The sequence below is a fragment of the Bacillota bacterium genome, from assembly GCA_023511485.1.
Taxonomy (GTDB): Bacteria; Actinomycetota; Aquicultoria; order Aquicultorales; family Aquicultoraceae; genus CADDYS01.
The window spans coordinates 12,926-30,534 of record JAIMBH010000021.1; the positions used below are offsets into that span (position 1 = coordinate 12,926).

Consider the following 17,609-nt stretch of genomic DNA (forward strand, 5'->3'; position numbering starts at 1 on the left):
AGCTAAGAGTAAAATAATAAACTATGAATAAAATATTTTACACAGCGATATTTATAGTGATAATTATTGCGTTATCGGCACTTTACCTCCTCAACCTTTTTGGCCTCGAGGCAGCTAAGAAGCCGAACAGCGTTAAAACCGCATTAAAGCTTCACTCTGAACAGAAACTCGGAGCCAGTCGATCAAAAGCAAAGAAGCGCCGGGTAGCAGTAACACGCCTTTCAAGCGAGCTTGATAACATTAACGGCAAAGAGTTATCTCGGATGGTTGCCTCAGGCGGACAAACAACCATTTCGCCTACCAATACAATAATCGATACGGTAACCGTCATAGATTTGGATCAACTCACCCCTGAATACAAAGCCCTCACAATCGACGGCCTCTCTGTCTGGGACGACACCGATTATCCACTGGTCGTTGAAGCAAACAACCCTAACGAGGAAGAGTTTGATAAGTCTAAGGTGATCAAGATGACTGCCGTAGGTGATGTCATCCTTGGCAGAACAGTTTACCGTAAAATGGCCGAGAAAGGTTTTACCAGCCCGTTTTCAAATGTTGCGGCAAGGCTGTCGCAGGCCGATATCACTATGGCCGACTTGGAGTGCCCTCTATCGGATAGCTTTACTCCGCCGATTCACGGCATGAACTTTCTGTCTCCACGCAAAGGCGTCGAGGGTCTGGTCGCATCCGGTATCGACATTGTTGGGCTTGCCAATAACCACAGCACCAATTTTGGCAGTAAAGCCTTCCTGGATACTCTGGATGTGCTTAATGAAAATAAGATAGCCTACGTCGGCGGAGGCGCAAACGAGACTGAGGCTAAGAGCTCTAAAGTTTTGACTGTTAAGGGTAAAAAATTTGCGTTTCTGAATTTTAACTCAATCGTTGGGGACATGGCGGCGAAAGGCAACTCTGCCGGTGACTGGCATGTAAATCTTCCGCCATGGAGCAAAACGGACCAGAAACAGATCGACGAGACACTAAATGCTATTAAAACAGCACGCACGAATAACGACTTCGTAATTGTTATGGTTCATTGGGGCCAGGAGTACACACGAGACCCGAGCCAGGAGATGAAGTCACTCGCCCATCAGCTTGTAGATGCGGGGGCTGATTTGGTAATTGGAACCCATCCGCACTGGATTCAAGGGGTTGAAATTTACAAAGATAAATTCATCGCCTATTCGCTCGGTAACTTTGTGTTCGACCAGGAATGGTCAATTGAGACTAAGCAAGGCATGATCCTTGATGCGGTGTTTTATGGCAACAGGCTGGTTAACGTGAGTCTGACGCCAGTTTTAATTGAGGATTTTCACAGGCCGCGAATCTTGGGCAAGGATGAGGCTAAACCTATTATGGATACGCTTTGGCAAAGCAGCAGGAGAATCAATGCACCCTGACCCTACTTCACTACTCTTAAATGCGGTCTCTTTGCATCACCAAGCGCATCGAGTTCTTTTCTTAAATCAATTATCTCATCGCGAAGTAGGGCAGCCTGCTCGAAATCCAATCGTTCCGCTGCCGATCTCATTTCTTCCTCGAGAGCCCTAATTAGGGCTTCGAGTTCTTTTTGCGGAATTCTCTGGACAATATCCCCGGCCTGCTTTGTTTTATACAGCTTGCCCGATTCGGCAACAGCCGTCTGAATGATATCTGTTACGGCCTTGCGGATTGTCTCTGGCTCAATACCATGCTTTCTGTTGTAAGCCATCTGGAGCTTGCGTCTTCTATTTGTCTCATTTATGGCGCGCCTCATGGAGTCGGTCACTGTATCGGCATACATGACAACCTGGCCGCTAACATTTCTGGCGGCGCGACCAATGGTCTGGATAAGAGAGCGCTCTGAGCGCAAGAACCCTTCCTTGTCGGCATCTAGAATGGCAACGAGTGACACCTCAGGCAGATCCAGGCCCTCGCGAAGTAGGTTGATGCCAACAAGAACGTCAAATTCACCAAGCCGTAAATCGGTTAAGATCTTTACCCGCTCGAGCGTATCGATATCTGAGTGCAGATAGCGTACCTTAACTCCCATCTCCTGCATATAATCGGTCAAATCCTCGGCCATCTTCTTGGTCAAGGTTGTAATCAAAACGCGCTCGTTTTTGTTGACACGGTCTCGCACCATGTCCAGCAAATCGTCTATCTGCCCCTTCGTTGGCTTGACGACGACCTCTGGATCGACTAGACCAGTTGGACGGACGATTTGTTCGGCAACCTGTTTTGAGACCTGCTCCTCATACGGACCGGGAGTTGCGCTAACAAATATTATCTGCGGCACTTTTTCAATAAATTCGTTAAACTTGAGCGGGCGGTTATCGACCGCCGAAGGCAGCCTGAACCCATAATCGACCAGTGTCTGCTTACGTGAGCGGTCACCGTTATACATCCCATTTAGTTGGGGGATGGTTATGTGAGACTCGTCAATAAGCACCAGGAAGTCATCCGGGAAGTAATCCAATAAGGTATCCGGCGGCTCGCCCGGGGCTTTACCTGAGAAATGCCTCGAGTAGTTCTCGATGCCGTTACAATAGCCGACTTCGCGGATCATCTCTATGTCGTATTTCGTGCGCTGCTCAAGCCGCTGCGCCTCCAGCAACTTACCCGCCTCACGTAACTCGAAAAGCCTCTCATCCAGCTCGTTTTGGATGGATAGAAGCGCGCGCTCGATTTTATCCTCAAGCGTGACGAAGTGTGTCGCCGGATATATGGACATTCGCTCATGGTTCTTAAGTATTTCGCCAGTCAGCGGGTCGATAGTTGCAATGCGCTCGACGGTATCGCCAAAGAATTCAATGCGCACTGCTACCTCATCATAAGCCGGAAATATCTCAAGAATGTCTCCCCTCACCCTGAATGTGCCCCTGGTGAAGCTAATATCGTTTCGCTGGTATTTGATTTTAACGAGTTTTTTTAGGATGTCGTCAATGTCATAGTCCTCACCTACGTTTAGAAAAACAACTGTTGCCGCGTAATCCTCGGGTGATCCCAAGCCGTAGATACACGAAACGGAAGCTACAATTATGACATCCTCGCGTGTAAAAAGCGCACTCGTCGCGGCGTGCCGGAGCTTGTCTATCTCATCATTAATTGACGAGTCTTTTTCGATATAGGTGTCGGTATGCGGGATATAGGCCTCGGGCTGGTAGTAATCGTAATAACTCACGAAATACTCTACCGCATTCTTTGGGAAGAAGTATTTGAACTCGTTGCAGAGCTGCGCCGCAAGAGTCTTATTCGGAGCGATAACAAGCGACGGTTTTCCAACACTTTCAATTACTTTGGCCATGGTGTAAGTCTTACCCGAGCCGGTAACGCCAAGCAGGGTTTGGTAATCAAGACCTGTGCGCACACCGTTGACCAATGTCTCTATCGCTTTCGGCTGGTCCCCTTTCGGTTCATAGGGAGCCTCGATTTTAAATTTATTCATGGTAGTTCTATTGTAAGGGATTTCGTGAGCGTTTGCATTTAGCAAACGCTAGGTCGCGATTTATGGTCCGCGGTCTATGGGGTTATAGTTAGGAAGCTATTTTATCTTTTGGATTTTCGCCGGTATCTTTATCGGGCTGTTTCTCGGGCTGTTTCTTTGTCTTTGGTTCACCTGTTTTGCTCTTCTTACCCTCTTTACTTTCAACGCTCTCAGTATGTTGCTCTTTCTTCTTGTATTCTTTTTCGCGCTTTTTTCTTTCCCTGTCTTTTTCTTTTTGTTTCTTGAGTCTTTGCTTTTCTCTCTCCTGCTCCTCTTTTTCTTTTTGGCGCTGATGCTCAGCCCTCTCGGCCTGAGTCCTTATCTCCCATGCTACAAACTCTTCCAACTTTTGCTGGTCGAGCTGTGCGATGTCAACAAACTCTATGTCGAGAATGTATTCGTTGGAGTTAGTGTCGGACATCACACTATTGCTGATAACGCCTCGCGCCACAATCCTGCTCTGCAGCGAATATAAATCTATCTCCACCCTCAACGGCTGCCCGGCCTCAATCGACGATCGGGAAAAGACCGATGCGCTGACACTATTCGCGCTTATACCATAAACCGAAATGCTGTTGTAGCGGCTTATGGAGCCTTCGAATTGAAGCTTCAGATGAACGCCCGATGCAGGCTTTACTCGCTTAAACTCATTGCGCTCGGCTTCCTGCGCGCCACCGATAGGCGTAAAAACGATAACATCTTCCCTGCCGCCTAGCCCGACAATCTTCACGGGAATCGTGCAGCTTCCATCTTCCGTTGCCCATGTTACGCGCATAAGTCCGCCAACATGGCAATTGCCGGGGTACGGTTTATCCAGCGATTTGCAAACGATGCTATTATCAGGCTTGACCATCATAAATTTATAAAGCGCATAGCCTGCTTCGCCTTCGATTTTAGCAATAGCCCCGGGCTTTATCAGATCCAATATTTCGGGATCCAAGTCATTTGTAAACACTCGAATATTGTTAGCCATGTAAAGATTATCGGTAACTTTTAGAAACCCTTTAATAGAACTAAGATGCAAATATGCGCCCTGTAGTGCTGTTTTGCCGTAATAAATTAATGGTTGCTGTGTAAATAAATAAGAGAGGAGACGAATGAAAAAGATTAACAACGTAGGGGAAAGTTAACAAAATTGGATAAAGGTTAAGATATGCGCTTGAGTACCGGCTTTTGCTCCTTCCGGCCTTTCTGGCTCTTTTGCAGACTTTTTGTCTTTTGAGGCGTCTTCTTTTTGGCGTCTTCTTTTCGCGTCTTCTTTTCTTTCAATTCTCGCTCGAGCGCTTCTTTTTCTGCCTCCTCATATTTTCTCTGCTCCTCTGTTACGTATTCTATAATCCTCTGCTGATCTAATTCGCTAATTTCAACGAACTTGAATCCAAGAAGGTACTCGCTAGTGCTTGAGCCGCGCATTGTACAGTGGACAACCTTACCTATTGCGTTTATCTTGTTCTGACGGTTACTAAGCTCCATCTCCAGCCTTGCCAGCTGCCCCACTTCAATAGGATTTTTCGAGTATATTGTTGCGCCTACACCACCGCCGCTTACATCGTAAACTTTGAGGCTTTTATACCGACTATTATACCGGTCGAACTGGATTTTCATCTGGATGTTGTTGTCTATCTTTATTCTTGGGAAAACGCGGCGCTGCACTCTCTGCGGCTTGCCGATCGGAGTCGTAGCTATTATCTCGCCCTTATCACTTATAGCTGTCACTTTCACCGGTATAACACAGCTTCCCTCATCAGTCGGGCGTATGATGGTCAACAGCCCTCCGATCTCGACACCATCTACAAGCGGACGGTCTACGGCTTTACAGATAATGGTTTTATCCGGCATAAACATTGAAAATTTATAGAGGGCAGACCCTCTCTTATTTTCAAGTTTTACTATGATACCGGGCTTTACAAGCTCGACAAACTCTGGTCAGCCACTGCCCTTATCAAATTTTTTGGCGGATAGACTATCATCCATACATATAATATCGGCAGGTTGCGCGCAATCTAAAGGATGATATGCCATAATATGGTAATTTCTGATTGCCTAGACAAGCTTTATTTGCGGACACTGCGGGCAGGCTTCCCGGTATTAATTGCAGTTTTTGGGGCCGCTTTTGAGGCGGTTTTTACAGTTTTCACCGTTTTTAGTTCGCTTTCCATCGCCTTTTTCTCTTTGGCCTCTTTTTCTCTTAACATTGTTTCACGAGCTTCCTGTTTTTTTAATTCCGCAGCCACAAATTCAATGATTTTTTGCTGGTCTGCCTGGCTTATCTCGATAAATTTTATGCCAAGCAGAAACTGGCGCGTGCTTGCGTTCAATAGCGTACAGTGCGTAACTTCGCCTTCTGCATGTATCCTGTTTTGGCGATTTAAAAAATCTATCTCCAGTTTTGCCCGCAAACCCCGTTGAACAGGATTTTTTGCATAGATATCCACCCCAACCCCGCCGCCACTCAGGTCATGAATCGCTATGCTTTTATAACGGCTGTTTGAGTTATCAAACTGTAGCCTCAACTGGACATTTGTCCCCGGTTTTATCCTTGGGAAAACACGGCGCTCTTCAATATGGGCCTTACCGATAGGCATTACGGCTATAATCTCAGCTCTGTCCGCTATAGAGATTATTTTCACTGGTATGACGCAGCTTCCCTCAGCCGCCGAGTGTACTATGGTCAAGGGGCGCCCAACATCGCAGCCATCAACAAGAGGACTTTCCACGCTTCTGCATACAATCGTCTTATCGGGCATCACCATTGATATCCTGTACAGAGCATAGCCGTAATCGTTTTCAAGCCTTACGACGGTTCCGGGTTCGGCAAAATCGATTGCTTGGGAGCAGTCGCTATCTATTGACGAATTTGCCTTTCGAAGCGCGGTGTTATCTGACATACAATTTGTATCGGCACTGCCGACTGCTAAGTTTAATATGATTTGGATTAGTACATTATACTACGCTAGCAATAGTATTCACCTATTGTTATTTTTCTCTGCTGTGATTCGGATCGGCTAGCTGACCTGAGTTTTGCTTGCGTTCAACTTCTTTGAACGCTCCCGGATAGAGCCGCTTATAAACTGTTTTTGTCCTTTGCACCCGCTGGACAAACTGCCTAGTCTCTTCATAAGGGATATTCTCAATAACAGCGTCAACCGATGCGTATCCTCTGTCTCTCAACCAGCGGTCTACATTTTTAAACCCGGAGTTATAGGCAGCAAGGGCAAGCCGTTCGTCCCCATATTTCGAGAGTAAGTAGTTATAGTAAAAACATCCCATATCAATATTTGTTTCTGGGGTATACAGATCGTCAACGGAAAACTGCCTTCCCTGCTTTGCCGCCACCCACTTTCCGGTTTTGGGCATGACTTGCATTAAACCGATAGCCCCATGCCTGGATTCAGATGAAGGGTTAAACTTGCTCTCCTCATAGATTATTGCGCTTATCACATATGGATCGAGGCCGTATCTTTTGCTGGCTTTTTTTATGGAATCTTTATATTCAAGCGGGAATAACAGGTGCTGCATTCTTCCAGGGTAAAACCATTCAAACCAGAGGAAGGCCAGAGCTAGTAGAATTATGATGACTGCCAGTGCCTTTAACTTTTTCATTGCTTCTTCCTGCTTTGCTTGCTATTGAGAATGCTTCGTGTGCAATAATATAATGGCTTGCCCACCCACGCTCAGGCCAGGCTCCTTTGCAGCCCCAAAAGGCTGCACAGCATTTCTTAGCTCTGAGGATTGGACCCTGAACCGCTGTCTGCGAACCCTTTAATTTGTTGCCAGAGTTCGTTTACCTTTGCCTTAAGTTCTTCAAGTGAGCCATTGTTTTGGATGACCACATCGGCTTCTTTTTCCAAAGCTTCTTTTCCTTTTTGGGAGTTTATCCTGCTCTCGGCTTCGTCCTTTGTTAGACCCTGTCTAATAAGCCTATCGATCCTTATTTGCCTGTCAGCTGTAACAACAACCGTAAGGTCGCATTTCTTATGCATTCCTACCTCTATTAAGAGAGGAACATCCGCTATGACTATCTTTCCATCCATATATTTTTTCTCGATTTCCTCAATCCTTCTATCTATTTCTGCTATTACAGGCGGATGGATGATCTTATTCAGGATCGCAAGTTTTTCGGGGTTATTAAATACTATATTCCCCAACTTGCGCCTGTTTATATTGTGATCTTCATTTAGAATGTCCTGGCCAAATTGGTCTACAACCTCATGCCAGGCTGGCTTCCCGGGCTCAACAACTTCTCGGGCTATTTGGTCGGCATTAATTACTACCGCTCCCTTTTCTTCAAGCAGAGAAGCAACCATCGTTTTGCCTGATGCAATTGGACCGGTAACGCCGATAAGCTTCATATTCACCCGGTTTTAAAAATTCGGCTTTTGGTCTTCCTTTAAGATCTAAGTTGCATATTTCTCACTAAGTATTTCTTGAGATAACATGCAAACCTAGCAATCGTAATGATAACACTGCGGCTGTCGCCCCTGCCAGGTTGACTGCTATATCCACAATACTGAAGCTTCTGTAGGGCAGAAACAGCTGTACTATCTCCATCATAATACCGTATGCTGTTGCGCTGACAATGGCATAGGTTGCAGACGGTTGGTAACCACAGTTCCAGGCAAGTTCAATAGCACGCCATATTAAGAACCCCAGTATTGCGTATTCGGTAAAGTGAGCCAGGCTTGGTAGTAACTCGCCGCTGCCTTTGCTAATCCGCATTGTCGAAAAATAGAGTATGGCCATCATCCATAAAGCTACGGGCAACCACTTCTTCATGGCAACACTCCTGTATATCAACTAGGTTTGCGTAAAACACGGGCTTTTTACTGGTGAAGCCGCCAGATCCAACAAACCTCTTTTTTCGGCGCTGATGCGGTGCGGCTCATTAGAATGCAAGATAAATAAAAATAGCGCAGCCCCTTTGGGGAGTCCTCAGCAAGACCAGGGGACCCAGACAAGCTCTTTAGGGCTGCTAAGAGACGATAGTAGCAGAGACATAGCGCTCTGGCTACTGCCAGGCAGGGCTAAAGCCCTGCACTACATTATATATGGGCTAAAGTCCCAAACTCCAAACCTACTACTCAGAGGATTTTCTGGCATGCTCTTCTTTCATCTGTTTGAGCACATCTTCCAGTGAACCCGGCTCAGCGCCTTCTGCCACCGTAACGTCCTCGGCGGAAACATCTGTCCCGCCCAGGGTTGCTTCGATCTCTGAAATCTCTGCCGTGCTCATCTCAATGCTGCTTGCTTCCGGCTCCTCAGCAGCGCTTTCTACCGATAGCTCTTCAGCCCCCACAGAGGTCCCTTCTTCCACAGAGGTCCCTTCTTCCACAGAGGTCCCTTCTTCGATCGAAACCGAGCCGGCTTCCTCACCGGCCAAATTTATTTCCGACTCTGCCACTGCTTCCACAGCTTCAACCGGTTCAACATCCACTGATTCAACTTCAACCGGTGCAACTTCCTTGCTCGGTTCTTCGGTTGCCAACTCTGCAGCGATACCTTCTGTTTGAACTTCCCCTGTTTCTGCTTCCTCTTTTTGAGCCTCGCCAGCTTCAGCTTCTTCGATTGGTGGCTCCTGAGTTTGCTTGATACTTAAGCTTATCCTTCTTCTGTTTAAGTCGATGCCAACGATCTTCGCTTCAACCTGGTCACCGACCTTAACAACTTCTTCCGGTAGCTCAATATGCCTGTGAGCCAATTCGGAGATATGTATTAGCCCCTCAAGCCCTTCCTCAAGCTCAATAAAAGCTCCGAACGTAACTATTTTGGTAACCTTTCCAGCAATGATTTGCCCCACACTGTACTTGACAGCCTTTTCTTTCCATGGGTCCTCTTGGGTTTGCCTCAAACCTAGGGAGATTCTTTCTCTGTCTAATTCTACTTCTAATACCTGAACTTTAACTTCATCGCCCACCGAAACAACTTCGGATGGGTGGTCGATGTGGTTCCAGCAGAGTTCCGAAATGTGGATCAAGCCGTCAATGCCGCCAAGATCGACAAACGCACCGAAGTCGACAATGCTTGAGACCTTACCTGTAAGAATGGCTCCCTTCGAAATCTTCTCAAGAATTTTGCTTTTCTCATGCTTTTTCTCTTCTTCCAAAACAGCACGCCTTGAGAGAACAACATTATTGCGGTTACGGTCCATTTCGATGATCCGGCACTCTAATTCCTGGCCGAGATATTGATTTAGGTCCTTGGTACGCCTTACATCAACAAGCGATGCAGGTAAGAAACCACGAAGGCCAATATCCACAATAAGGCCTCCTTTTACAACTTCTATAACCCGACCGGTCACCGTATCTCCAGCATTGGCGACTTCCTCGATCTTGACCCATGCTCTCTCGTAATCGGCTCTCTTTTTAGATAAAATAAGGCGGCCATCCTTATCTTCCTTTTGAAGGACCAGCGCCTCAATCCTATCGCCCACTTTAACAACCTCAAAAGGATTGACATCGGGCCTGATCGATAGCTCACGTACAGGAATTGCGCCTTCTGATTTGTAACCGATATCCACCAGAACTTCATCCCTATCTACTTTTACGACGTCGCCTACCACTATATCACCATCATCAAATATCTTGATGGTTTGATCATAATCAGGCACAAGGACACCGGCCTCGTTTAGGGTCATGTAACTCTCGTGATTTTCAGCTGATTCTCTCTCGGACATTTAATAGAAACCTCCCAATTGCATCTCATCCATATAAAAATACCACCTTTTACGGTGGCAAGCTTACCGAAATATAGCGTTATGGATTGCTCGATGTGAGCCGGAAAAGACCCTTTTGGCTAGTTTGCCTTCAATTCTTCTTTTCCTTTCTATCCATGCGGCCACGGCCGCTTGCCTACCACATTTGCTTCAAATGAGATGCTTCATACTTTGACTGCTATTTTAGCTTAAGTGATATTAAGTATTTTGGCAATCTATTTATTCAGTTATCATGCAATTTCTAACCTTTACCTGCTTAGTATGGCTATCTAACTGCTTTAGAAGCCTGGAATCAGAAATCGGAATCCTTGTCTGCCCCTCTTTAATAGCTCTTTAGCGCTCGCCCTGTGCAAAGCCAAAGGGGCTTTACGCAGGCTATTTATTTAGTAGCTTCTTTCCAATTATATCCCATGGACGTCGAAACTTTTAGTCCCACGCTTAAAGGATATGCATTTTCCATTATATTTTTTATCATCCTGCCAGCAACTTCAACCTCTTTGGGAGGAATTTCAAAAATTAGCTCATCGTGAACCTGCAGAACCATTTTTGTTTTTAATCCTTCCTCCTCGATCTGTTTATCTATCCTTATCATCGCAAGCTTAATTATATCCGCAGCTGTACCCTGAAGAGGCGCATTTACCGCATATCTCTCGCCTAAACTTCTTGTGCTGGCATTGCTGCTTTTAAGCTCAGGAATGTATCTTCTTCTACCCAAAAGGGTCTCTACAAAACCTTTTTCACGTGCTTCCTGGATGGTTTTTCGCACAAATTCTTCGACTTTAGGAAGGCTTCTGAAATATCTGTCAATAAATATGCGTGCCTCTGATAACGGCATTCCCAGGCGATCTGAGAGCCCATAGGGACTCATCCCGTAGAGAACGCCGAAGTTGACTGTTTTTGCGATGCGGCGCATCTGTGGGGTAACTTGCTCAGCCGACACGCCGAATAACTGCATTGCAGTCGCCTCGTGGATATCCATACCTTCTTTAAATGCGTTAATTAAGACTTCTTCGCCCGAGTAGTGGGCAAGAAGTCTGAGTTCGATTTGCTCATAGTCTGCCGCCAGGAAGCTGTCTCCGGGATTGGACGGAATGAAGGCTTCGCGGATACGCTGACCAAGTTCTGTTCTCACAGGAATGTTTTGCAAGTTAGGGTTACTGCTTGAGAGGCGCCCGGTTGCGGTGACCGTCTGATTAAATGAAGTGTGAAGTCTACCGGTATTTGGATTTATGAGCTTCGGTAAAGCATCAATATATGTCGATTTCAGCTTCGCAAGCTCTCGGTAGGCGATTATCTTCTCAACTATCGGATGCACCGATGCAAGTTTATGTAACACATTGGTATCGGTCGAGTAGCCAGTCTTGGTCTTTTTAGATTTAGGAAGCCCTAGCTTATCAAAAAGAATAAAGCCGAGTTGCTGGGGTGAGTTGATGTTAAACTCCTGACCTGCAAGGCTATATATCTCGCCTTTTAAATTTTCAAGGAAAATCTCAATTTCTTTAGAGAGGTCCTCCAGATACTCAACATTAAGGCCTACACCTGTGTGCTCCATCTTCGCAAGAACCGGCACCAGCGGCATCTCGACTTCCTCAAAGAGCTTGAAGAGTCCCTTTTCTTTTAGTTTTTCTTCAAGCTTTGGCTTTAGCTTTAAGTTCACCGCCGCCTCGAGAGAAACACGCTCTTTTTCCTCACCGGCCGCAAGCGAAACACCCAGGTTTATCGCCGCCAGCTCGTCAAGTGGATAATCCGATCGCTCAGGATTCAACAGGTAGGCAGCAATCATGTTATCAAAATCGAGCGCCTCGGGATTAATACCGGCGTTCCAGAGTGCAAGAGTCATTCTCTTTGCGTCGTGACATATTTTGCTAACAGACCTTGACTCCAAGTACGGCCTGACTGCTTTCATTACCTTATCTACCGACAGGCCGGCAGGCTCAAGCGTAAACAATATGCCCTGGTCAGCATTTTGACCATTTGGACTTTGGGCTATAACTGCATCTGGGTCTTGTGGCTCAAACCGCTCACCGGTGTATGAATAGACCTTACCTCCCTCCAAGGCAAATGCGATTGTCTGTATCTTTTGATCTACGCTATTCGTGCCGGTAGTCGATATAGATACCGCAAACTGCTTGCTCCTGGAGAGATCTTTCTTGAGCTCTCCTATTGATATCTGGTCGGTTAGATAAATTGTTCTGCAATCAAGGACTTTGGAACTTTTTGAGCCCTTATGCATTGTCTGGCCAAACAGCCTCTCTAAAAGCGTAAAGAATTCAAGCTTTGAGAATAGCTCGCGTATTTTCTCTTCATCCCAGCCGCCTAATCGGCATTCATCAAAATCAATATCTATCGGGACATCTCGCTCAAGCGTGGCAAGCTTCTTTGATAACTCCGCCTCGGAGAGATGCTCTCGGAGCATCTCCTGCCATCGCTTGTTAGGAACCTCATCCAGGTGAGCAAGAAGATTTTCAAGGCTTCCAAACTGCTGGATCAGCTTTGCGGCTGTTTTCTCGCCAATCCCGGGCACGCCCGGGATGTTATCCGATGGGTCGCCTTTAAGAGCTAGGAAGTCCGGCACCTGCTCGGGCGTAACTCCGTATCTATCCTCAACTTTTTGGCGGTCATAAATAACGATATCAGATATCCCTTTCCGCGTCGTCATGATTTTTATATGTTCGTCAACCAGCTGGAAGGCATCCCTATCTCCGGTTACAATAAGGACTTCGTCTTTCTCGGCCTCAGCTTTTGCGACAAGGGTGGCAAGAATATCATCTGCCTCATATCCGTCCATCTCAAAGATGGGGATATTTAGCGCTTTGAGTACATCTTTTACGATCGGAATTTGGCTGATCAGTTCATTTGGGGCCGACTCGCGGTGCGCCTTATACATCTCGAACTGTTCATGGCGAAATGTCGGTGCAGCCCTATCGAATGCAGCGATTACAACATCCGGCTGCTCATCTTTGATTAGCTTTATGAGCATACTCGTGAACCCGTAGACAGCATTTGTCACCTGGCCTGCGGAAGTCACAAGGGAGGTAGGTAGCGCAAAAAAAGCCCTATATAATAAACTGTTGCCATCAATGAGGATGATTTTTTTCTTCAAAGTTTTCTACCCTTACTTATCTTGCTTATAATACTTTTGCCGTTTACTAAACAACAGACATACAATTGCGGAATCGATTCCCGATTAGACCGTATTTCGATGCGTTTTTACGGTTCAACTAATTTTATCGTTTAAATTTTACCGTTTATACAGGGTGAAGACAAACATCAATTAAGTTCGCCTTTAACTTATGGACACAAAAAGAGACAAAGACATCGATTGGCAAATTTACTATGGAATCCTTGAGCAGATAGCTGCTTAATTAATATAAAACTTAGTCTAAATGCAGCAGCCACCGCTGAATCTTGACAACGTATAAGTCTAATTGGTACTTTGTTAAGGGTTTAAGGTAAGACATTATTAAGGTAGCCAATCTGTGTAAAATCGCATGTGGTTCTTTGTATTGCCTGCCCAGCCATCTGTCCATCTGCCTGTAATAACATCTCCGATAGGGGATTGGAATGGTTTTATTAATATCTCTGGTATTTATAATTGGATACATACTCATCTCGGCCGAGCATAAGCTGCAAATCAGCAAAAGCGCGGTGGCATTGCTTTCTGCAGGCATATTGTGGTCTTTGGTTGCGGTCAGCGACCATGGCGGCGTAGCCGCTCATCTTTCCGAAGCCGGCACCGAGATATTCGAGATACTGGTCTTTTTACTGTCAGCAATGACGCTTGTTGAGATACTTGTCCATTACAAATTTTTTGAAGTCGTGCGCTCCTGGCTCCTAGCGAAAAACTTAGATGACAGGAGACAGTTATGGTTAATCTCGGGTATCGCATTTGCTCTTTCTGCAGTAATCGATAACCTTACGACAACAATTATTTTAACCCAGTTGTCCCGCGCTTTTTTTAGGGGCAGGAACCTGCTTATCGCTGCAGCAGTTGTAATTGTAGCTGCTAATGCCGGCGGGGCTTTTTCCCCAATCGGCGATGTCACTACAACTATGCTCTGGTTAAAAGGAAAATTCGGGAGCGGTGAGATCATCCTTCATGGATTTCTTCCTGCACTGGTTATCTATTTAGTTGCGGTTTCTTTAATAATAAGAAAAGCTGAGGACAAAGACAGTAAAACTGTTAAAGCGCAAGAATTTAAGCTTGTCTTCACTGAAAAAATGGTTATCGGATTTGCGTTCTTCTCTTTTTCACTATCATTTATCTTTCATAGTTTTGGGCTTAGACCCTATATGGGACTTCTGACTGGTCTTGGTCTGACCTGGTTGTTGATTGATTTACTTAAGAAACAACTGCCAAATCAACGCTCACATTTTACAGCATCGATAGAACAATTGCTCCAGAAAACTGATATTTCCAGTCTTAAATTCTTCGTCGGAATATTGCTTGCAGTGGCCGCGCTTAATCACGTTGGAATTTTAGAGACGATCTCCAATGAGCTATTTGGTAAAAACCCAGAGCTGCTCCGCCTGGTCGGGGGTAGTTCGGTTTTGGGATTACTCTCAGCAATAGTTGATAATGTGCCATTGACTGCAGCTGCGATGGATATCATTAAAACTACCGACACATCGATATGGATCCTTATTGCGCTTGCCGTCGGCACAGGCGGATCCATACTGGTTATTGGTTCTGCCGCAGGAATTGTCGCCATGGGAACTATAAAAGAGCTTAACTTTTCCAACTACTTAAAGCTTGCCGGCTTACCTGCAATCCTGGCTTACGCCTGCGGTATCGCTGTCTGGTACCTGCAGAAGTTGGTGTTCTAGTTTGTATCGGTTCAACTGATGCTTTTATAACAGCTTACAAGCAAAGATGATTATCCCTACCCAATGCACCATTTCACACGCTCGATAGTAAGGTAACTTTGTGCTTAATTCATACTACCCACTACGTCGCTAAATAGTTTGCTTTAAAAAAAGATAACTCTATTTGCGTTTAGATAACTTTGCTCAGGGCAAGAGTTACTTGATTAAATTTCAGGCAGCCCAATCTAAATGCTAAGGAGTTGATTTCATGGGAAGAAAACTTGCTGTAGTTCTAGTTCTAACTGTCATCGGTCTAAGCCTCATTGCAACGGGCGCTTTCGCCGGCACTACCTGCCAACAACTAATTGACAAGTGCAAGCTGAAATGCCGCCCAACAACTACCACTTGTCCAACAACCACTACTACCTGTCCGACCACAACCACCACTACATGTCCAACTACTACAACGACTGCGTGTCCGACTACTACAACAACCCAGGTATCGGTAGCGGTGGCAGAAAAGGTGGTGGCTAAGGCTGCACCCAAGGCGAGGATTCGCAGAGAGGTTCAGGTACTGCCTTTTACGGGCTTACCGTTGAACCCGCTGGTTCCCGCGCTGGCAGGCATCGCATTATTAGCAGTATCAGGTATCCGCAGCTCCAGACATAAAGACGATAACTAGTAACTAACATTATCGATTTTAAAGGGCCGGGTTTATTCTCGGCCCTTTCTAATTAATGCTTTATAAAGCATTATAAAGCTTTGCAATTCTTTGCAATTCTGTGTATTTCTTTGTATTTCTTTACTTTCCTTTATGTGCTTTACAAACCTTCAGTTGCCTTTATTTTTCTTATTTACTCTACCTTAGGAGGCATTCTCCTCTTGTGTTCACTTGACTTTATCATGGCCTCTATGCGCTTTTTAACTTCTTCATCGGCTTTTCCAGTTAGTATATAGCTATCCAATTGCTCGTATGTTACGCCCATCTCAGCCTCATCGGTTTGACCGCCCCACAAGCCAGCGGACGGCGGTTTATCTATGACCTCGCGCGGAACCCCTAAATGTTCTGCCAACATTCTTACTTGGGTTTTTACAAGATGCGCTATAGGCAATATATCGACTGCGCCATCACCATATTTGGTAAAATAGCCAACCGTAGCTTCGCTCCTGTTGCCGGTGCCCGCCACAACATAATTCAAACGGTTTGCGTTAAAGAATAGTGTTACCATGCGAAGCCTCGGTTTAAGATTTGCCACAGCAAGGTCTTTTCTGTCTTTAAATAACGCTTCCGGGTCAAGCAGGTTTAAAAATGCATCATAGACATTATCAAGCGGCACAGTTTTTGTCTGAATAGCGAATCTCTCCGCTACTAGCTTTGCATGCTTCATGTCCTCAGGATTGCTGTGGCACGGCATTATGATGCCAAGCACATTATTCGGAGAAGCTTTCTTGCACAGAGCAGCCACAACCGCAGAGTCAATACCGCCACTTAAGCCTACAACCAGACCATTTAAGCCACTTTGTTCCAGATAGTCCTTAAGCCAGGCAACTATCCGCTCTTCTTCTTTGCGAGGATCAAAATCAATCAAATTCCTATCCCACCCATTTCTTAGAGCTTGGTTTAATTAAATCAGCCTTTCCTACATTTCTTCACAGCACTTAAATTTAAACAAAGATATTAAAACACGCCTGCCATAATCATAGCAAAAGTTTGTTACAAATGCGTTACATATACTCACCTTGGTGACAGGTACCGGGCAATTGCGCTACCTGCTAATTTACCGCAATGACAATCAAAAAGTGTGCACATGTGAAAAGATTTTTATGGTCATTTAAAGCAAGGGAAAAAATCTTTTTCACTAAGCAGGAATTTGCATAATAGTTCTGGTATTTACAAATTACACATATACATCATTGGACAGGAGCGCTTATGGGTAGAAGGCCACGTATCGATATACCTAACCTTCTTTACCACGTGGTGGCAAGAGGTAATTACCAGCAGGATATTTTTTACTCAGATGCAGACAGAGAGCTTTATCTCGAATTACTTGCTTTCTATAAAGAGAAGCTCGGATTTACTGTCTATGCTTTCTGTTTAATGTCTAATCATGTGCACTTATTACTCAGGCCAACAGAAAAATCTTCCCTGGCCGAGATTGTAAAATCCCTTCACAGCAGGTACGCTAAAAAATGTAATTACAGACAAAAACAAAGAGGGCATCTTTTTCAGGAAAGATTCTACTCGGTAGTAGTTGATAGTGAGGCGTACCTGCTTGAGCTTACTCGATACATCCATTTAAACGCAGTTAGAGCCGGCATTACATCAAAGCCGCAAGATTATAAATGGAGTAGTCTACGAACTTATATTGGCCTTGATTACTATCCGTTTATTGATAGGTCGCACTTGACTCTTTTTGGGAAGCGACCGTCCACGCAGGTATCTAGATACATGGCCTTTCTTGAACAAGGTTTGCGCAACAATAAGGATATCTTATCTGAAATTAAAGAGGGTAGATTTTTAGGCTCTGATGGTTTTATAGCGCAAGTCAAAGCCATCTTAATTGAGTCATAGCCACATAGATCAATTGGCCTGGATTTAATAGTTATCCGAACATTTAATAGTTA

14 protein-coding genes are annotated in these 17,609 nt (G+C 45.2%); 4 read left to right on the plus strand and 10 right to left on the minus strand.

Annotated elements, in window-relative coordinates:
* Positions 1 to 23: 23 nt before the first annotated feature.
* On the plus strand, positions 24 to 1,400 hold the full coding sequence (locus K6T91_07950; GenBank protein MCL6472726.1) for a CapA family protein: 1,377 nt from the start codon (positions 24 to 26) through the stop codon (positions 1,398 to 1,400).
* Positions 1,401 to 1,402: 2 nt separating this feature from the next.
* Here K6T91_07950 and uvrB read toward each other — a convergent pair whose 3' ends face one another.
* From uvrB to polA, 9 genes are all read right to left on the minus strand, one after another.
* On the minus strand, positions 1,403 to 3,427 hold the full coding sequence (gene uvrB, locus K6T91_07955) for an excinuclease ABC subunit UvrB (protein MCL6472727.1): 2,025 nt from the start codon (positions 3,425 to 3,427) through the stop codon (positions 1,403 to 1,405).
* A gap of 88 nt (positions 3,428 to 3,515) precedes the next feature.
* Positions 3,516 to 4,391, minus strand: a complete 876-nt coding sequence (locus tag K6T91_07960) for a hypothetical protein (protein MCL6472728.1) — start codon at positions 4,389 to 4,391, stop codon at positions 3,516 to 3,518.
* A 221-nt stretch (positions 4,392 to 4,612) separates the two neighbouring features.
* Positions 4,613 to 5,305, minus strand: coding sequence for a PilZ domain-containing protein (locus K6T91_07965; GenBank protein MCL6472729.1), 693 nt, complete (start codon positions 5,303 to 5,305; stop codon positions 4,613 to 4,615).
* Positions 5,306 to 5,520: 215 nt separating this feature from the next.
* Positions 5,521 to 6,354, minus strand: a complete 834-nt coding sequence (locus K6T91_07970) for a PilZ domain-containing protein (protein MCL6472730.1) — start codon at positions 6,352 to 6,354, stop codon at positions 5,521 to 5,523.
* Positions 6,355 to 6,442: 88 nt separating this feature from the next.
* Positions 6,443 to 7,069, minus strand: coding sequence for a lytic transglycosylase domain-containing protein (locus K6T91_07975; GenBank protein ID MCL6472731.1), 627 nt, complete (start codon positions 7,067 to 7,069; stop codon positions 6,443 to 6,445).
* A 116-nt stretch (positions 7,070 to 7,185) separates the two neighbouring features.
* Positions 7,186 to 7,818, minus strand: coding sequence for a dephospho-CoA kinase (gene coaE / locus K6T91_07980; GenBank protein ID MCL6472732.1), 633 nt, complete (start codon positions 7,816 to 7,818; stop codon positions 7,186 to 7,188).
* Between the two features lie 64 nt (positions 7,819 to 7,882).
* Positions 7,883 to 8,242, minus strand: coding sequence for a VanZ family protein (locus K6T91_07985; protein MCL6472733.1), 360 nt, complete (start codon positions 8,240 to 8,242; stop codon positions 7,883 to 7,885).
* A gap of 301 nt (positions 8,243 to 8,543) precedes the next feature.
* Positions 8,544 to 10,139 (minus strand): 30S ribosomal protein S1, encoded by a 1,596-nt coding sequence (rpsA, locus tag K6T91_07990; protein MCL6472734.1) that lies wholly within the window; start codon positions 10,137 to 10,139, stop codon positions 8,544 to 8,546.
* A gap of 418 nt (positions 10,140 to 10,557) precedes the next feature.
* Complete coding sequence (polA, locus tag K6T91_07995; GenBank protein ID MCL6472735.1) at positions 10,558 to 13,281, minus strand: DNA polymerase I; 2,724 nt, start codon at positions 13,279 to 13,281, stop codon at positions 10,558 to 10,560.
* A 461-nt stretch (positions 13,282 to 13,742) separates the two neighbouring features.
* On the opposite strand from polA, the gene nhaD reads away from it, so the two are divergent.
* Positions 13,743 to 15,005, plus strand: coding sequence for a sodium:proton antiporter NhaD (gene nhaD / locus K6T91_08000; protein MCL6472736.1), 1,263 nt, complete (start codon positions 13,743 to 13,745; stop codon positions 15,003 to 15,005).
* A gap of 247 nt (positions 15,006 to 15,252) precedes the next feature.
* Positions 15,253 to 15,666, plus strand: a complete 414-nt coding sequence (locus tag K6T91_08005; protein MCL6472737.1) for a hypothetical protein — start codon at positions 15,253 to 15,255, stop codon at positions 15,664 to 15,666.
* 172 nt (positions 15,667 to 15,838) lie between these two features.
* Here K6T91_08005 and nadE read toward each other — a convergent pair whose 3' ends face one another.
* Positions 15,839 to 16,570 (minus strand): NAD(+) synthase, encoded by a 732-nt coding sequence (gene nadE / locus K6T91_08010; protein MCL6472738.1) that lies wholly within the window; start codon positions 16,568 to 16,570, stop codon positions 15,839 to 15,841.
* 344 nt (positions 16,571 to 16,914) lie between these two features.
* Here nadE and K6T91_08015 point away from each other — a divergent pair, with 344 nt between their 5' ends.
* Positions 16,915 to 17,556: a transposase gene (locus K6T91_08015; GenBank protein MCL6472739.1), complete on the plus strand. Its 642-nt coding sequence runs from the start codon at positions 16,915 to 16,917 to the stop codon at positions 17,554 to 17,556.
* Positions 17,557 to 17,609 lie beyond the last annotated feature (53 nt).